Here is a 17,654-nt window from a genome sequence, read left to right as displayed (position 1 = left end):
CCCGTTACGCACAGGAGAAGATGATGAAAACTGGCCTCATGGCCCTGGCCGCATTCGCCTTGGTGACCTCAGCATCCGCAAGCGCGACCGACAACCCCTTCGCCCAGGACAAGGCGACGCTCAACCTCAAGGGGCTCGATCTCTCGACCTCCGATGGACAGCAGCGCCTCGCCATCCGCATGGACCAGGCCGCGCGCGCAGTATGCGGCGAGCGTCTCGCGAGCGTGCACCTTGCCCTCGAACGTCAGGCGCAAGACTGCCGCACCGCCGTGATCGCGGATGTCCGCGCCCAGATCGAAACCCGCACGGCGCACGCCGCGACCGCGTCGCCGGTCCACCTGGCATCCAACCGCTAAGCTAACGGCCTCGTCCGCAGCCCGGAGCCCGGGCTGCGGAAGGTCATTTCTCGAATTGCGCCGGCTTGGGCCACCAGGTCAGGGTGTGGACGTCATGGGCTGACGTCCACAGACCCGCATGCGTGTAGCGCAGCGCGCCGCTCCCTTCCGGCTTTCCCACACGGGCGCGAACCGCCATGGTTTTCGGATCGATCACCGCGAAGGTCTGATCCTCGGTGGTGCGCAGCCACACCATTCCGCGACCCGTGTCGATGTCCCCGTATTTCAGCGCCGCCCCGACCTTGACCCGGCCGGATACTTCGCCGGTCCGACGGTCGATGCGGGCGACGGTACCGTCGCCCTGCTCCTGGACCCAGACCGCGCCAGCGCCGGCGGCGAGAAAGCCGGGTTCCTTCCCCAAGGCTGTGCTCTTGACGACAGTATTGGTGCGGGGATCGATGCGCTGAATGGACTGGCGTTCGCTGCTGACCGCCCAGAGGGATCCATGTCCGAACGCGAGATAATAGGTTCCCGGATCCACGGGAATGGAGGCGATTACGCGATTGCTGACGGGATCAACGCGGGCAATCACCCCCTTGGCGTCGCTTGCGACCCAGATCGATCCCGCCCCCGCCACAACATTGAGCTCCCCCTTGGGATTGGCGATTCCCGTGGCGATTGTGGCAGTCTTCTCCGCTCTCAGCGTATCGATCCGGTTGAGCGTGCCGTCTTTGCAATCGGCAACCCACAAGGTGTGATGCGTAATAGCCATAGCGCCGCACGGGTGGGACATGGCGACCTCAGCGAGCTTGCCCTGCCTCGACCAGCGCTCGACTCGCCCCTGGTTCGTGGCCCAGACGGTCTTCCCCTCGACCGCCAGGAAGTCCGCGAAGCCCGGCACGGTGATGACCTGCTCGGTCTGCGCTCCGGCAGCGGACGCAATCGACACACAGCCCGCTGCCATTGCCATGACCATTCCCCTGAGCTTTTGCATGACTTCCCCCCTTCGTTTCCGGTGGCTGCTATTGGTCAGTCGTCAGCTGCGCTGCGCGATATAGGCACGCCAGCCGCCAAGGCTGGTGATGTCCTCGGCATTCGTCTGCGCGCGCGGCTCGGCGACGAAACCCTTCACGCTGCTGCCGTCGGCCAGCGTCACGGTGCCGATGGCGAGCGGTGCCGGCACCTCGACCACGAAGCTGCCGAATTCGGCGACCCCCAGCTCATAGACTTCGACCGCGATCGCCCCGCCATCTTCGCTGTGCACCAGCGCCGGCTTGGGCGGGACGCTGTCCGCCATGGCGTAGAGCCGGTAGGTCGGCGCGGTCTCGAAGGCGCCGACGAATTTGGCCTCGCGGGAGGTGAGCTGCCAGTGCAGCGGCATGTCCTTCAGATGAGCGCCGACAACGGCGAGTTTCACGGTCTGCATTTTACCCTCCAGCTCGAGTGTTGGTGGTGACGGAAGATCCGCCACGGAGATGTACGCATCGGCCGCGTCCAGCAGGGCGATGTCGCTGTCCGCCGGGCCGATCAGCGTGATGCCGAAGCCGGTGGCATTGGCGCGGATCCCGGCGGGCACGGCGACGGCGGCCATGTCCAGCAGGTTCACGAAGTTGGTGTAGAAGCCGAGATTGCTGTTGAGCGCGATCGGTGCCGCCAGGATCTCGGCGACGCGGTAAGTCGTGCCGGTGGTCGGGAACGCCAGCATGTCGATGTCTGTCCAGAGCGTGTCCGCGTGGCGCTTGAGCTCGGCCAGGCGATAGATGCCGTTGAACAGCTCGACGGCGCTCATAGCCGCACCCGGCTCGACCACGGCGCGCACCGTCGCATCGACGGCATCGGGATTGTTGGCCAGGATGCCCGCCATGGCAGCGGCGCGTTCAGCTACCCAGGGGCCGCTATACAAGAGCTGCGCGGTCTCCTTCAGCGGCTCCAGATCGACTTCGACGATCTCCGCCAGGCCGGCGAGCGAGTCGAGCGCACGGTCGTAGAGATATTCGGATTCGGCATCGCCGAACCAGACGCGCTGGTCGCGGCGCGGCACGCCGATGGTCTTGCGCCCGAGCGGCCGGTCCGCCAGCACCTTCGAATAGGGGTCGGCCGGATCGAACGATGCGATCACCTGATCGACCAGGCGGGCATCCGCTATATCGTCGGTGAAGACAGTGATGCAGTCGAGCGTGCGGCATGCCGGCACCAGGCCTCGCGTGCTCCAGCGCCCCTTGCTCGGCTTGAACCCGATCAGATGCTGGAAGGCCGCCGGAACGCGGCCCGAACCCGCAGTATCGGTCCCGAGCGCGAAAGGCACCAGCCCGGCCGCCACGACAACCGACGAGCCGGCGCTCGATCCGCCGCTGACATAGGCGAGGTTATAGGCGTTGCGAGGACTGCCATAGGGGCTGCGCGTGCCGTTCAGCCCGGTGGCGAACTGGTCGAGATTGGTCTTGCCGACGCACAGGGCCCCGGCCGCCAGCAGGTACTCTACCACCGTGGCGGAGGCTTGTGGGCGATAGGCGAAGGCAGGGCAGGCCGCCGTGGTCTCGAACCCCGCGACGTCGATATTGTCCTTCACCGCGAACGGGACGCCGGCCAGCGGCAGGACTTCTCCGGCGGCCACGCGCGCGTCGACGGCGCGGGCGGCCGCAACGAACTCTTCCTGTGTCGCCCGGCTGATCCAGATCTGCGGCTGGACCGCATCATAGGCAGCGATGCGCGCCATCGTCTCTTCGGCCACCGCGACGGCGCTCGTCCGCCCTGTGTTGACGGCGGCGGCGATTCCCGCCGCGCTGCGACGATCCATCACGGTCATGTTTGCCTCGTGAGCGCCACCATCGGGGCGCCGGGTTGGAGCGACTGGGTCTCCCGGACGTAAAGCGCCGCGACCGTTCCCGCCGTGGGACTGCCGACGGCGCATTCCATCTTCATGGCCTCGAGGACGGCGATCGTATCACCGGCCTTCACTTCGTCTCCGACCGCAACGAGCAGCTTCCAGACGCTCCCGCCGAAGGGTGCCTCGACGAGGTCGGCGCCATCGGGGATGTCGATACGATCGGCCTGAGGGGCTTCGACCTCCGCCAGGTCGGTGATCCGGTCGAACTCGCCACGCCGCCGCCACTCGCTGCGCTCCTCCTCGAACGCGACCTGTCGCTGTGCCTCGAAACTTGCGATCGGCTCCGCATTCTGCGCGAGGAAGGCGCGGTAGTCGGCGAGACGGAATTCCGATTCCTCGATGCGGATCGAGCGCCTGCCGGTTGGAAAGTCGCGGCGCCAGTCGGTGAGTTCTTCCGCGCTCACGGGATAGAAGCGGATCTGATCGAAGAACCGCAGCAGCCACGGTTTTCCTTCGATGAAGGCGTCGGTCTGGCGATGGGTGTTCCAGACCTGAATGGTTCGGCCGAAGAGCTGATAGCCGCCCGGGCCTTCCATGCCGTAGATGCACATATAGGCGCCGCCGATGCCCACGACATTGGGCGGCGTCCAGGTGCGCGCCGGATTATACTTGGTCGTGACGAGCCGGTGCCGCGGATCGACCGGGGTCGCTACCGGGGCACCGAGATAGACGTCGCCCAGGCCCAGGACGAGATAGTTCGCCTCGAAGATCAGGTTCTCAACCGCAGCGACATCGGGCAGGCCGTTGATCCGCCGGATGAACTCGATATTGTCCGGGCACCAGGGCGCGTCGGCGCGGACCGCACCCATATATTTCTCGATCGTCTCGATCGTCGCCGGATCCCGCCAGCTCAGCGGAAGATGGACGATGCGAGAGGGGATGGCGAAGTCCTCAAGGTCGCCTAGCCGCTCCTCGGCGGCGATCAGCGCGGCCAGCGCCGCACGCTGGGTCATCACCGCACCGTCGAAATGGACCTGCAGCGAGCGGATGCCCGGGACGATATCGACAATGCCGGGCAACGCGAGCCGCTCCAGCTCCGTCATCAGGGCGTGCACCCGGATGCGCAGCTCGATATCCAGCACGATCGGCCCATATTCGACGAGAATGTTCCGGTCGCCCTGCTGGCGATAGACGGTGCGCGGGCAGCGCGGCCGTTCGGCGATCTCGGCAAGGATGGGGGAGAGCGTCTCCAGGGATCTGGCGGGACCCGACCCGGGCATCGTGCCCGTTGCAATCAGCTTGCGCTGCAAGGTGTCCGCCATGGTCGCATCGCCGATGTTGACCGGCTCGAAGCGGATCCTGTCTCCGGGGACCAGCTGGCCGATCTTCCAGCGATCGGCGGCGATGATCACGAAGGGGCAAACGAAGCCGCCGAGAGAGGGGCCGTCCGGGCCGAGGATGATCGGCATGTCGCCAGTAAAGTCGATGGCGCCGATCGCGTAGGGATTGTCGTGGATGTTGGAGGGGTGCAGGCCCGCCTCGCCGCCGTCAGCGCGGGCCCATCGCGGCTTGGGCCCGACAAGGCGGACGCCGGTGCGATTGCTGTTGTAGTGGACCTGCCACTCGGCGGCCACGATCACGTCGATATCATCATCCGTGAAGAAGTCGGGCGCGCCGTGCGGGCCGTAAAGCACCCTTATCGTCCAGTCGGTCGACAACTCGGGGAGTTTTACCGAGGGGAGGGGCTCCCCGGTGGCCTCGCCGGCCAGATGCAGCGTGTCACCAGCCAGCAGCCGGCGGGCGGCATGGCCGCCGAACTGGCCTAGCTCGAACGTGCTGCGGCTGCCGAGATAGGGCGCGATGTCGAACCCACCGGCGACGAGCAGATAGCCCCGCATACCGCCGCCTGAGGCGCGGCCAAGAACCAGCGTTTGTCCGGTGCCGACGTGGATCGCCTCGCCGCGCGGAAGCGGAACGCCGTCGAGTGTCGCGCCGAAGTCAGCGCCTGTCAGGCAGATGCGCGCGGGCGCGGTGAAGGACAAAGTCGGCCCGGTGAAGGTGATCTCGAGGCCCGCCGTCCCTTCCGGGTTTCCGAGCAGCCGGTTGCCGAGACGGAAGGATTGGTCGTCCATCGGCCCGGACGGAGGGACGCCTACCGCCCAGAGCCTTTGCCGGCCCGGCCAATCCTGCACGGTGGTCGCCGTGCCGCCGGTGATCACCCGGATGCTGCGGGGGGTGTAGGCGATATCGTCGAGAACGCGGGTCGAAACCTCGCCGCTGACGAACGCCGGCGATCGCACCACCTCGCGGAGCCATCGCAGGTTCGTCTCCATCCCGTCCACGCGGCTGTGCTCGACGGCCGCCTGCGCGGCCAGAACCGCTTCTGTGCGGGTCGGCGCGTGTACGATCAGCTTTGCCAGCATCGGATCGTACCAGGCGCTGACCGTGCTGCCTGCCATGCACCATGTCTCGACGCGGATGTCAGCGGGAAATTCGACGGCGGTCAGCGTGCCGGATGTGGGGCGATAGTCGAGCGCCGGATCCTCCGCGTAGAGCCGGACCTGGACGGAATGCCCCTGCGGCCTGGGCGGCTCGGCATCGAGGAAGGCGAAATCCTCGGCCCCGCCGCGGATCATCCATTCGACGAGGTCGATGCCCATCACTTCCTCGGTGACGCCATGCTCGACCTGGAGGCGGGTGTTCATCTCCAGGAAGAAGAACTCCTCGCGCCCGGCGTCGTAGAGGAACTCGACCGTACCCGCCGACCGGTATTGCGCGGCCTCGCCAAGCCGGACAGCGGCTGCGATGAGATCCTGGCGCACGGTGTCGGGCAGCAGCGGTGCCGGAGCCTCCTCGACGACTTTCTGATTGCGGCGTTGAAGCGAACAGTCGCGTTCGCCGAGCGGCACGATCCGACCCTTGCCGTCGCCGAATATCTGTACCTCGATATGCCGGGCCCGCCTGACATAGCGTTCGAGGAAGACGCCCGCATCGCCGAAATTGCCCAGGCCCTGGCGGGCCACGGCGGCGAATCCCTCGCGGACGGCCTCCTCGTCCTCACAGATGCGCATGCCGATGCCGCCGCCGCCGGCGGTGGCCTTCAGGATCACCGGGAAACCGATATCCTGCGCGGCCAGCACCGCTTCGGCTTCATCCGTGAGCAGGTCCGTGCCGGGCGCCAGCGGAACGTCGTGCGCGGCGGCGAGCGCGCGCGCGCTGTGCTTCAGGCCGAAGGTTCGGATATTGTCCGGCGTGGGGCCGATGAACACGATGCCGGCGGCGGCGCAGGCCTCCGCGAAATCGACATTCTCCGCGAGGAAGCCGTATCCCGGGTGGATGGCGCCGGCGCCCGTTCGGCGCGCCGCTTCCAGGATCGCGGCGATGTTGAGATAACTCTCCGATGCCCGCGCGCCGCCAATGCACACGGCCTCGTCTGCCTGGGAAACGTGGAGCGAGCCCTCGTCCGCTTCGGAATAAACGGCGACCGAGCGCAGGCCCATTCGCCGCAGCGTGCGGATGATGCGGGTAGCGATCGCGCCCCGATTGGCGATCAGAACGGTATCGAAGGTCATGCGGTCACGATCATCCGGACGGGCGTCGGGTTGAACCCGTTGCAGGGATTGTTGATCTGCGGGCAGTTGGAGACGACGACGACGACATCCATCTCCGCGCGTAGGTCCACGGTCAGCCCGGGCGCGGATATGCCGTCGACGATCCCGAGTGAGCCGTCCTCTTCGACCGGCACGTTCATGAAGAAATTGATGTTGGAGACGATGTCGCGCTTGCCTCTCCCTTCGGAGAGGTTCGCTTCGAGGAAGTTTTCCACACAGGCATGCTCGGCCCTGGTGTGATGACCATAGCGCAGCGTGTTGGATTCGCACGAGCAGGCGCCGCCGATGGTGTCGTGATAGTCGACGGACGTCGCGGCGATGGTCATCATCGGCCGGCCCTCGTTCGATCGCAGCACCGTGCCCTCGCGAAGGAACAGATTGCCCTGCGCTGCGACCGTGTCCTGCGCGCTGTAGCGCTCCGCATCGTCGGCGGCGGCGTAGAGGAGAAAGTCGACGGCCTGGTTGCCCTCCAGATCGACGATACGCAGGATCTGGCCGGCCGCGACATGATGCAGCCAGGGCGCCCGCGCGGGCACGACGACATCGTGGACGACGGTGCCCGGAAGGCCGGACAGATGGGGATCAACGCTCATTCGGGCATGGTCCTTGATTAACGGCGGAAATAGTCTTCGACATTCTCGAAGGCGCGCAGACCCTCGGGCGTCGCGTTGCGGATGGCGTCGTCGGCGGGCGTGACGGGACCGCGCCAGGCGGTTGCGCGTAACGGGGTCACCGTCCAGTCAGTGCGCGGATCGAGAACATGCGGGCAGTTCGCGATCACGACGATCGTGTCCATTTCCGCGCGCAGGACCATTGTCCGGCCCGGCGGAAACGGCCCGATCTGCGGCATGATCACGCCGTCGGCTTTGATCCTGGCGCCCTTGAACAGCGTCACGCAGGGATGGACGTCGCGGCGCTGAAGCCCATGCTTGGCCACGCCGAGGAGGAACCGGTCGCGTCCGCTGGGGCAGGGGCCGCTATTGCTGCCATTCCCATATTTGGCAGCGTTGGTCGCGGCGTTGGAGGTCCCGCAAAAGCTGTCATGCGTGCCGGCATCGTCTTCCAGAATGCTCACGAGCACGCGGCCCATGTCCGACAGCAGCAGCTTGCCCTGGCCGAGATAGGCGTTCCATTGCACCTTCACCGTGTCCGCGACGTTGAGCCGTTCAGTCGGCATCTCGGCGTTGAAGAGGAGCAGCGAAGCGCACGCGTCGCCCTTGACGTCGATCAGTCGCAGGCGAGCACCGCGCGAGAGGCGCCGCGTGGCATAGCCGCCTGCCGCGATGGTTTCTTCCCACAGCAATGCGTCCGTGGGCACGCCCGCCGGCAGATCGTCCGCAACCGGCGGCAGCACCGGCATCGCTTCCACCACCGTGCCCGCCATGCCGCGCGCATGGTCGCGCGCAGCCAGTGGATTCGCCAGGGTATCGGTCATGCGGCGGCTCCCGCAGCCTTGCTGTTCTCGGCCTCCTGCTCATGTAGAGGCGGCAGGAGCGCGGTGGTCGCGACGAGTTCGAGTTGCTGCACGCCCCGGACGCGCCGGAGCGCGTCGCACAATTCCTTCAGCCTCACGGCCGGGCCCTGCACCAGCAGAACCTCGAGCGACTGGTCATCCTCCAGAAACACGTGCTGGGAGGAAATAACCTCCTTGAGATAACGGGCCTGCGTTTGGGCCAGCTGATGCCGCACGCGGCCACGATCGCCGCGGTAGACCATCGTGATCGTGCCGGCGAGCAGATCGTCGGGCCGGGTGAACGCCTCGTGCTGGGCAAGGGCATGACGGATCAGTTCCGCCATGAGCTGAGAGCGCGACGGCAGTCCGCGCTCCTCCACCATCATATCCAGCTGGCGAAACAAATCCCCGGGAAGGCTCATGCTGAGCCTGGCCAGGCCGACGGGTTCGGTACTCATGTCCAATCCTCAACTGATTGATAATATTTCATTTGTTGGAATGCCGGGCTCTTCATCGGCCGTGCGGCCGGCCCTGTTCCGGAGCGGAAGGTCGTAGACGGCCGTCGCGCCAAACCGGTGGGGCGCGTGCGGATCGTGACGGCGCTTGTCGAGCGCGATCACGCGCGTTCCCAGGGCGAAGGCCTCGTGGATGTCGTGGGTCACCATGATGATCGTCAGCGCATAGTCGCGCCAAAGCCGGGTGATGAGCGCGTGCATGTCCGCGCGGATACCGGGATCCAGTGCGCCGAACGGCTCGTCGAGCAGGAGGATGCGCGGGCGCTTGATCAGGGCCTGGGCGATTGCCAGCCGCTGCTGCATGCCGCCGGACATCTGCGCGGGATAGAGGTGGAGGCTGTCGCCCAGACCGACTGCGTTCAACATCTCGACCGCTTCGTCCATCGCCGCACGCCGCGCCGCGCCGAACAGTCGCGCCGAAAGCGGAGCCTTTGCGCATTCGAGCCCGAAAACCGTGTTCCGCAATACCGACAGGTGAGGAAACACCGAATAGCGTTGGAAAACGACGCCCCGATCCGGGCCGCACTCCGGCGAGAGCGGAATCCCGTCGAGGAGGATGGTTCCGCGGGTAGGCACCTCCTGCCCGAGAATGATGCGTAGAAGGCTGCTCTTGCCCGCCCCCGAAGGCCCGATGATCGAGACGAAGGAACCGGCCTCGACGTTGAGGTTCACCCTCTCGAGGACGATCTTGTCGCCATATTCGACCCAGATGTTGCGAAGGCCGAGGAGCGCGCTCAATGGCTCGTTCCATGCGCCCAGGGAAACAGGCGCTCGCTCAGAAAGACCAGCGTCACGTCCAGCAGGATTGCCAGGACGGCGATCCAGGCGACGTACGGGATGATGACGTCCATGGCGAGATAGCGGCGAACGAGGAAGATCCGGTAGCCCAGGCCCACGTCGGATGCGATCGCCTCCGCGGATATGAGGAACACCCAAGCCGGACCGAGCGACAGGCGCACCGCGTGGAGAAGACGCGGCATGGCCTGCGGCAGCGCGACGCGGATCATGATCTGCCAGCTGCTTGCACCCAATGTCTGGGCCTTGACGATTTGCTCTCTCGGCAAGGCGCCGACATGGGCGGCGATGTCGCGCACCATGACGGGCGCTATTCCTATGACGATCAGGGCGATCTTTGCCGTTTCGCCCAATCCCAAGGCGATGAAGAGGATCGGAAGCAGGGCGATCGGCGGGATCACGGCGATGGCCGTCACCAATGGCCCCAGCGTGGCGCGTACCGGTGGCAGAATGCCCAGCACGAGCCCAATAGCGAGCGCCGCCAAGGTCGCGATCCCGAGCCCGATACCCAGCCGCTGAAGGCTGGCCAACGTATCGGCCCAGAAGAGCAGCTGACCGGAAAGCTGGTCCGGCTGGAAAAGAAGCGCGGCCATGGCCTGGGCCATGCCGCTGGGCAATGGGAAGATTTTGTCTGCCGGATTCGCGGCGTGGCGCTGCGCCGCCATGAAGAGATAAAGCAGCACCAGAAGCAGGATCGGCAGCGACCCCAGAAGGATACGGTCGCTCCGGCGAACTTGACGATTCACCCAACGCATGTCCTCACATTACCTTCGATGAGCAGGGGGCGATAAAGCCGAGCAAAGACGATCAGAGCTTCCCGTCGGCCGCCAACTTCATGAAGCTCTCGTCGAATCGAAGCGTCACATGCTGGGGATCGCCAAGGGTCTTTCCGCCCGGAAAAGCCATGCCGACCGCACCGGCAGACGACGCTCCTTTGAACAGCCCCTTGGAAAAGCTGAAATCACGCACCAGCGTCATGGTTTTCACGAGTGACGGAGCCGATGTCGCCGCCACGGCGGCCTTGGGGTCGGAATAGAGGTAGGTCGTCGCAAGCTGCCTGTCGAACGCCTCGGGACTCGTGCCGGACAGCTTCGCCATGGCCGCGCGCGCTTCCTTGCCCTTGGCATCCTGACGCTTCATCAGGGCCGTCGTCTCATACCAGATCCCGGCGAGCGCCTTGCCAAGGTTCGGATTGGCCTTGAGCGTGGCTGTATCTACGACCAGCAGGTCGAGGATTTCACCGGGAATGTCGGCGGAACTGAAGACCTGCTTAACGCCCGGTTCTGCCTTCATCACCGAAAGCTGCGGGTTCCATGCGACAGCCGCCTTGACGTCCGGACTGCCGAAGGCGCCGACGATGTCGGCGTCGGACGTGTTCACCGTTTTGACGTCGGTCGCCTTCATACCGACCGATTCCAGTCCGCGCGCCAGCAAATAGTGGGAAACCGACAACTCGACCAGATAGACTTGCCTACCCTTGATCGCACTGAGCTGGTCGGCGCCCTTGAGCAGGATACCGTCGTTGCCGTTCGAATAGTCCCCGACGATGATGGCGCTGGTGTCCTTGCCGCCCGCGGCGGGGATGGTGAGGGCATCCATGTTGGCGACGGTCACGCCGTCGAACTTGCCGGCAGTGTACTGGTTCACCGACTCCACATAGTCGTTCACCTGAACGATGTGGATCTTGATCCCGTATTTGTCCTCCCACTTCTTCACGATGCCGGCCTGTTGGGCATAGGGCCAGGGCATCCAGCCGGCGTAGATCGACCACCCGATATTGAACTCGTGGCGCGGCTCGGATTTACCGCCCGGCGCTTGGGAACACGACGCGACCAGAAGCGCTCCGGCCATCAGCGCCACTCCGCTCACCCTGCCAAACCCCTTGATCATGATTCGATCCCCTTTCGCATTGCAGCATCTCTGCAATCGAGAGGTTTGTCCATTAAAAATATTACGGACTACAGCATAGGTAATACCTTATCGATGGAAGCAAGCTGTTGTAACGACCGCTCCCGGCCCATCGAGCCGGACGGGTACGAGATGCCGGTGCGGCGCTCGTTCAGATCACCTCCGCCAATTTACGCGGATAACACCATCCCGGGCGACTCGGCTTTGCGATGATTCGGGAATCGGAGAGCGGGACAGCGATTCGACGGATGGATCGGGAGCGGTGCGCATTCGGCAACGCCAGTGGCGACCGGGTGGTGTCGTTTGAAATGTGACAGTTTTGTGCAGCGCAGCGCATCCAGACTTCATACTGAGCAACTGCAAAATTATTACGCTTGACGTATTCCGTAATATCCATACCTTTCCATGGTTGCTCCGTGAGGCGGCGGAGAGGAAAGGGTTCGGCAACGCCGTCATCGCCGGCTGAAAGTGGGGGTTCCGTGGATCGGAAGCTGGTCTGCAATGCTGCACTAATGGGCAAGTTGCCGCCGGTCGTCGGCGATGCGCGGCGCGCGGGCCGGCTTGGTTGGTCATGCGACCGTCCAGGCATGCACGACCTGTTTTTGGGGGATTCGCGGAGCCTCGGCAAACCTGTCGCACGCAGTGGCAGGGGCCGCGGAATATTGAAGACGACAGGACGCAAATCGACCGAAAAGGCGCCGGCTTAGCCAGAGCGCCAATGGGAGGGATGTCACTTTTCGACGGGCTCTATCGAAGGGGTCGAAGTGACTATGACATTGATTCGCAACACATTGCTTTGCGCGACCATGCTGATGGGCGTCGGAACCACGTCTGCGTTCGCGCAGGATGCGCCCGCCGGTAGCGGCGCCGAGGGCGACCCCAATGAGATCGTCGTGACCGGCAGCCGCCGCCAGACGACGCTGCAGGACGCGCCGATCAACATCAGCGCGGTCAGCTCGGAGCAACTCTCCAAACAGCGCATCGATGATATCAGGTCGTTGGCCGTCTTCACGCCGGGCATGACGGTGGTTGACACTGGGCCCGCTTCGACCGGCACGATCATCATGCGTGGCATCAACTCCAGCGACACGAGCGTCACCGGCTCGCAGCGCGAGAGCGCGGTCGGGGTATATCTCGGAGAAGTCCCGCTTTATTACGACTTCAAGTTGATCGACATCAGCCGCGTCGAAGTGCTGCAGGGCCCGCAGGGCACGCTTTACGGTCTCGGCACGCTTGCGGGTGCGGTGCGCTACATGCCCAATCGTCCGGACACTGACGACTGGTCGGTCGACGCGCATGGCCGCCTGTTCGGCATGTCGCATAGCGGGAGCTTCGGCTTCAACGGCGACGTGGCGGTCAACGTGCCGATTGTGACAGACCACATCGCCTTCCGCACCGCTACCGGCTATTTCGATAGTCCCGGCTTTATCGATTACAATTATCTGCTTCAGAAACCGGGCATATCGGACCCGCAGCCGGGCCGCAGCGCGACCGGCGCGGGGGGCTCGTTCGGCACGGCGGCCCAGCAAGCGGCCAACTTCTACCGCAAGAAGGACGTGAACTACGAACAGACCTTCACGACGCGCAACCAGCTCCTTCTGGAAGCCAATCCGGACATCAAACTCTACCTGACCTATGCGCATCAGCAGACCGCGACCGGAGGGCGCCAGGCCAATGGTGCCGGTGTCCTGGGCACCGGTGAATATGAAGGTCCGTGGCGCTATCTCGAGCCCACCGACCGCAAGGCAGATCTCTACGCGGCCGAGCTCAACATCAATCTCTTCGGCTTCGCGCAGCTCGTCAGCACGACCGCCTACACGAACCAGAAGATCGTCTCGCACCGCGACAATACCGACCTGCTGCTCGATCTCGATTATGGCTACGAGGCTTTCCCCGCTTTCTCGTCCTACAACGACTCGACCGCCTATTATCGCCAGTTCAACGAAGAGGTTCGCCTGGTCTCATCGCATGGCGGTCCGTTTAGTTGGGTCATCGGCGGGTTCTACAATAATTTGAGATACTATAATAACTACCAGGAACACACGCCCGGCTTCGCCAACTTCGCCGGGGTCAACCGACCGGACGATCTCGAATATATCTCTTTCGTCAATACACGCACCAAGGAGAAGGCGGCCTATGGCGAGGGCACCTTCCATATCACCGATGCGTGGCAGGTGACCGGCGGCATCCGCTATTTCAAATATGATGCGTTCGCGACCGGAGGCACCGACACGCCGCTGTTCGGTGGCGGTCTTACCCGTACGCCCTATCCGCTGATCCAGTTCGCGCCGAGTCGTATCAAGTCGGGCAGCACCGGCGATGACGGCGTCGTCTGGAAGGCGAACACGTCCTACAAGTTCAGCAACGACCTTCTGGCCTATTTCACCTACAGCACCGGCTATCGCACCGGCAATGTGAACCGCGTCGCGCCTTGTATCCTGCCGTTGCCGCCGGGCCAGAACGTCTGCGCGCTTCCCAGCGAGCTAGCCTATGGGCCGGACAAGACGCGCAACCTGGAAATCGGTGTCCGCGCCTCGCTGTTCGACAAGCGCCTTCAGTTCAGCCTGGACGGCTTCCACGTCGATTGGAGCGACATCCAGGTCGCGAGCCAGACGGTGAACGGCGCCGTGGGCATTACCGTGAACGGGGGCAAGGCCGTATCGCAGGGTGTGGAGTTCACCGGCCAGTTCAAGGTCACGCCGCGGCTCCTGGTGCAAGGCACCTATTCCTACACCGACGCGCACCTGACCGAGACCGCGCCGGGCGTGGTCGTCAGCCAGGGTGTCCAATATGACGCCCCGAACGGTGGTCGCCTGCCCGGATCGACCAAGCACTCGGGCAGTGCCGGGATCACCTATACCCACCCGCTGGCCGACGATCGTGACCTGGAGTTCAACTGGACCGCAACCTATACGGGAGACATTTATTCGCGCATTGGCCTTGCGGGCAACGGCGAGATCATCCCGGACTATACCACGCACCGCGCCTCGATCACCTATCGTTCGAAACTGGTCGATGTCAGCGTCTTCGCGGACAACATCTTCGACAAATATGCGGTCATCGCGGTCGAGAACGACGTCAGCTCATTCAATCAGGTCCGGACCGACGTGGTCGAGCGCTATTATGCCTATGGTGTGCTGACGCCGCGCCGGGTGGGTATCGACTTCCGCTTCCACTATTGATGCGAATGCCAGGCCTGAAAGGCCAGCGACAGGCCTGGCATAGCTGCTGGACATATCCGTTCGATCCAAAATTTTGAGCGTGCCCTCTTGGGCAAGGGCCTGATCAAGGTAGGAATGGCATGAAGCAAAAGCTCTTCAACCTCGTACCTCCGGCGACGGTCGCCATGGTCATATTGTTCTGGGTGTTCGGCCCCGCGTCCTGGATCGCAAGCCCATGGTCGCTCGTCGTGGCGGGCGCCCTCATAACGGCGTTCGTGCAAGCGCTTGAGGGGATCCACGAGCGGCATGTCGGCTGGCGGCTGAACAAGCGCGAATTTGCGACGGATCTTTTCTATGTGATCCTGAGCTATACCGTAATTGCGTGGGCCTCGACCAAGCTGGCCGAGGATCCGCTGAAGGCAGCCAAGCATTCTCTTGGCATTACCACCGAATGGGCCATGCACATGCCGTTTCTCGTGCAGGTTGCCTTGGTGGTTTTCCTTATCGAGTTCGGCCAGTACTGGTTGCACAGGCTGATGCACAATAATTCATTCTTTTGGTCGACGCACGCGCCGCATCACCATATCACGCAGTTGAACGCAATGAAGGGTGCAGTGGGCAACCCCCTTGAGTTGTTCCTGATCAGCCTCAGTGTGGTCGCGCTGTTTGATTTGCCACAAGCTGCCGTGTTCTGCGCGTTGAACGTCCTGACTGTGATTTCCACGTTCGCACACGCCAATGTGCGGTCTGACCCACCCCGATGGTACGCATTCTTTTTCACGACGATCCAGCATCACAGCCTTCATCATACTGCCTTGAGCTATGAAGATACGCGCTGCAACTACGGCAACTCGCTGATTTTGATCGATCGGATATTCGGCACATATCGCGACGGCGAATCGGCGATCGTGGGCCAGGACGAACGCAAAAGACTGTCGATCTGGGAACAGTTCATCTTCCCTGCCCGGCCGTTGATCGCGAGGATCAAAGAGAAACAAGCCCAATCCAGGTCGGTGGTCAGCTAGCCCATCGGCCAGGCTGGTGCCGCGCTCGCCACAAATACGCCCGCTCCGGATCCCACTGGTGGGTGGCCAACAGGCCAGGTCGAGCCGTCGCGCGGACGTGGCTTATATTTCGTGAGGAGTACGACTCAAATGGGGCTGGGCGCGGTATTTTCCCGATCGGGTTGGAAGGCAAATGTCTGTTTGGCTGGGATGCTCGCCAATGGGGTGCTGATCGCTCCGGAGGTGATGGCGCGGAGCGCCCCGGTTCCTGCGCTGTTCCACGAAAAGTGGATCGACGGCACGGGCGGCTCCGAACCGGAGGCGCAGGTCCAGTCGCTAGACCGCGACACTTATGTCATTCGGCAGTCGGTCAAGACCAATTTCGAGGCGCCTTTCCTCTACCTCATCTTCGGGCGGGACAAGGCGCTGCTGGTCGATACCGGGGCGGAGGACGGCAACATAAGGCCGGTCATCGACCGCCTAGTGGCAAACTGGCTGGCCGCGCATCATCGCAATGCTATTCCGCTCGTCGTCGCGCACAGCCACAGTCACGGCGACCATATCGCAGGCGACAGCGCATTTAGAGACCGTCCGAATACCGTCGTCGTCGGGCTCAAGCCCGCGGATGTGGCCGGTTTCTTCGGCATCAGGAACTGGCCGGACGAGGTTGGCCAGTTCGATCTCGGTGGTCGCGCCCTCAGCATCATTCCGACCCCAGGGCACCAAATCGCCCACATCATGATTTACGACCCCCGATTGAAGATTCTTCTGTCTGGCGACGTCCTTTATCCCGGTCGCCTGTACGTGCCGGTCAATCACATGGCCGAAGAGCGCGCCAGCATCGATCGCGTCGCTGCCTTTGCCGCCACGCACCGTATTCGTGCGCTGCTGGGAGCGCATATAGAGATGTCACGCACTCCCGGGCGCGATTATCCTCAAGCCGTGACGGAGCACCCGAACGAGCATCGCCTCGAATTGTCGGTGGAGAGTATCCGTGAGCTGCAAATCGGTTTGCGGGCGCCGCTCGATATCCCGGAACGCTCGCAGGTCCATGACCATTTCATCATTTATCCGGTGCCATGGCGCCTATCCGCTCTCTCATCGAAGTTGTCGCCGGCGCGGTCCGTTGCGCCCCGGCAGCGCCCATGAGCCGGGGCCGAGGGTAACCCCAATGATCCGTCGGTTTCGATCCACTCCGTAACCCCGACGAGCGCCTTGCCAGGGTAACCAGTCGGGCCGACGATGCGGCCTGAACAGGGCTATGCGCCCAGCAACCGCTTTTTGAACAGCCTCTTGACCAACCAAGCCTCGAGGATTCGTCCGATGAGATAGAGAGCGGCGAAGATCCCCGCAAAGACATAGGCGGCCGTGGGCGAGTGTTTCTTCTTTTCCTTTTCGGCCTTGTCGGCGCCGTCTTTTTTGGGCTTTTCGGGTGCGGGTGAGCCAAGGGCCTTGTCTATCGGGTTTTGCGGCAGTGCCGCCTGCTTTTTTTCGGGCTTTTTCGACGCGTCCGAAGCCTTGCCGGATTTGCCCGCTGCTTCGGTTGACGGTTTGTTGAGCTTGCCAAGGGCTATGGTGATCTGGGCGAAGCCCAGAAACAGCAGCGGCGCCAGAAAGCAGAACAGCAGTGCCCGGCTGGTCAGATGATAGCGCAGCACGGGCCCGGCCGCGCCTTTTTCGATTTGCAGGACGCCACCATCGAAAATGGACATCTTGTCCTGGGCCGCCTGGTCCTTCTTGCGGAAAGTCAGCGTGTCCCTTGTCCGATCGTGGCTGGTGCCGGCCTGGCGGAACAGGGTATCGAGCCTGCCAAAGGCTTCATCGCCCGATTGCCCGGGGGCGAGTTCCAGGCTGCCCCTGATGTGCCAGATCCAGTCGATGAAGCGCCGGTTCACATGATCTCCTGTTGAGATGGCTTTTCGATGCCGGCCCAGGGCGGGAAAGCTCAGGTGGCGGGCCTCAAGCGGCAAGGCTCAGGAAGCCGCTGATGGCGGCCCGGGCCTGGGCAGCACGAATGAGTAGCGGAAGGGTGTGCGGGCAGAGCA

Annotated in this window: 14 protein-coding genes; 4 read left to right on the top strand and 10 right to left on the bottom strand. The window is 63.7% G+C overall.

The genetic code is table 11. The features are described from left to right. Positions 1-23: 23 nt before the first annotated feature. Positions 24-356 carry a UrcA family protein gene (locus WC729_RS08500; protein ID WP_372851588.1) on the top strand — a complete coding sequence of 111 codons (333 nt, stop codon included), beginning with the start codon at positions 24-26 and terminating at the stop codon, positions 354-356. Positions 357-399: 43 nt separating this feature from the next. On the opposite strand, the gene WC729_RS08495 is transcribed toward WC729_RS08500, so the two are convergent. From WC729_RS08495 to WC729_RS08455, 9 genes are read right to left on the bottom strand one after another with little or no spacing between them, the layout of a single operon-like run. Next, a complete protein-coding gene (locus WC729_RS08495) occupies positions 400-1,329 on the bottom strand; it encodes a YncE family protein (RefSeq protein WP_372851586.1) in 930 nt (309 codons plus the stop codon). Between the two features lie 42 nt (positions 1,330-1,371). Beyond that, on the bottom strand, positions 1,372-3,141 hold the full coding sequence (atzF, locus tag WC729_RS08490) for an allophanate hydrolase (RefSeq protein ID WP_372851584.1): 1,770 nt from the start codon (positions 3,139-3,141) through the stop codon (positions 1,372-1,374). Then, the gene (gene uca, locus WC729_RS08485) at positions 3,138-6,734 is read right to left on the bottom strand and encodes an urea carboxylase (RefSeq protein ID WP_372851582.1); all 3,597 of its coding nucleotides are present in this window, start codon (positions 6,732-6,734) and stop codon (positions 3,138-3,140) included. The genes atzF and uca overlap by 4 nt, the downstream gene beginning before the upstream one ends. Continuing rightward, positions 6,731-7,366, bottom strand: a complete 636-nt coding sequence (locus tag WC729_RS08480; RefSeq protein WP_372851580.1) for an urea amidolyase associated protein UAAP2 — start codon at positions 7,364-7,366, stop codon at positions 6,731-6,733. The genes uca and WC729_RS08480 overlap by 4 nt, the downstream gene beginning before the upstream one ends. 17 nt (positions 7,367-7,383) lie before the next feature. Further along, a complete protein-coding gene (locus WC729_RS08475) occupies positions 7,384-8,208 on the bottom strand; it encodes an urea amidolyase associated protein UAAP1 (protein WP_372851578.1) in 825 nt (274 codons plus the stop codon). After that, positions 8,205-8,684: a CopG family ribbon-helix-helix protein gene (locus WC729_RS08470; RefSeq protein ID WP_372851576.1), complete on the bottom strand. Its 480-nt coding sequence runs from the start codon at positions 8,682-8,684 to the stop codon at positions 8,205-8,207. The genes WC729_RS08475 and WC729_RS08470 overlap by 4 nt, the downstream gene beginning before the upstream one ends. A gap of 9 nt (positions 8,685-8,693) precedes the next feature. Further along, complete coding sequence (locus WC729_RS08465; protein WP_372851574.1) at positions 8,694-9,479, bottom strand: ABC transporter ATP-binding protein; 786 nt, start codon at positions 9,477-9,479, stop codon at positions 8,694-8,696. Beyond that, a complete protein-coding gene (locus WC729_RS08460) occupies positions 9,476-10,291 on the bottom strand; it encodes an ABC transporter permease (protein ID WP_372851572.1) in 816 nt (271 codons plus the stop codon). The genes WC729_RS08465 and WC729_RS08460 overlap by 4 nt, the downstream gene beginning before the upstream one ends. 52 nt (positions 10,292-10,343) lie before the next feature. Then, on the bottom strand, positions 10,344-11,426 hold the full coding sequence (locus WC729_RS08455; RefSeq protein WP_372851570.1) for a putative urea ABC transporter substrate-binding protein: 1,083 nt from the start codon (positions 11,424-11,426) through the stop codon (positions 10,344-10,346). An 830-nt stretch (positions 11,427-12,256) separates the two neighbouring features. On the opposite strand from WC729_RS08455, the gene WC729_RS08450 reads away from it, so the two are divergent. The 3 genes from WC729_RS08450 to WC729_RS08440 all read left to right on the top strand — a co-directional run bounded on the left by WC729_RS08450 (position 12,257) and on the right by WC729_RS08440 (position 16,758). Next, positions 12,257-14,626: a TonB-dependent receptor gene (locus tag WC729_RS08450; RefSeq protein WP_372851568.1), complete on the top strand. Its 2,370-nt coding sequence runs from the start codon at positions 12,257-12,259 to the stop codon at positions 14,624-14,626. A 119-nt stretch (positions 14,627-14,745) separates the two neighbouring features. Continuing rightward, positions 14,746-15,630, top strand: a complete 885-nt coding sequence (locus tag WC729_RS08445; protein ID WP_372851566.1) for a sterol desaturase family protein — start codon at positions 14,746-14,748, stop codon at positions 15,628-15,630. A 129-nt stretch (positions 15,631-15,759) separates the two neighbouring features. Beyond that, on the top strand, positions 15,760-16,758 hold the full coding sequence (locus WC729_RS08440) for an MBL fold metallo-hydrolase (protein ID WP_372851564.1): 999 nt from the start codon (positions 15,760-15,762) through the stop codon (positions 16,756-16,758). A gap of 110 nt (positions 16,759-16,868) precedes the next feature. Here the strand turns inward: WC729_RS08440 and WC729_RS08435 are convergent, their stop codons facing one another. Beyond that, entirely contained in the window at positions 16,869-17,504 is a 636-nt protein-coding gene (locus tag WC729_RS08435; RefSeq protein ID WP_372851562.1) for a hypothetical protein, read from the bottom strand. Positions 17,505-17,654 lie beyond the last annotated feature (150 nt).

The sequence above is a fragment of the Sphingomonas sp. genome (genome assembly GCF_041661825.1).
Classification (GTDB): Bacteria; Pseudomonadota; Alphaproteobacteria; order Sphingomonadales; family Sphingomonadaceae; genus Sphingomonas.
This window is presented reverse-complemented; position numbering and strand designations above follow the sequence as displayed.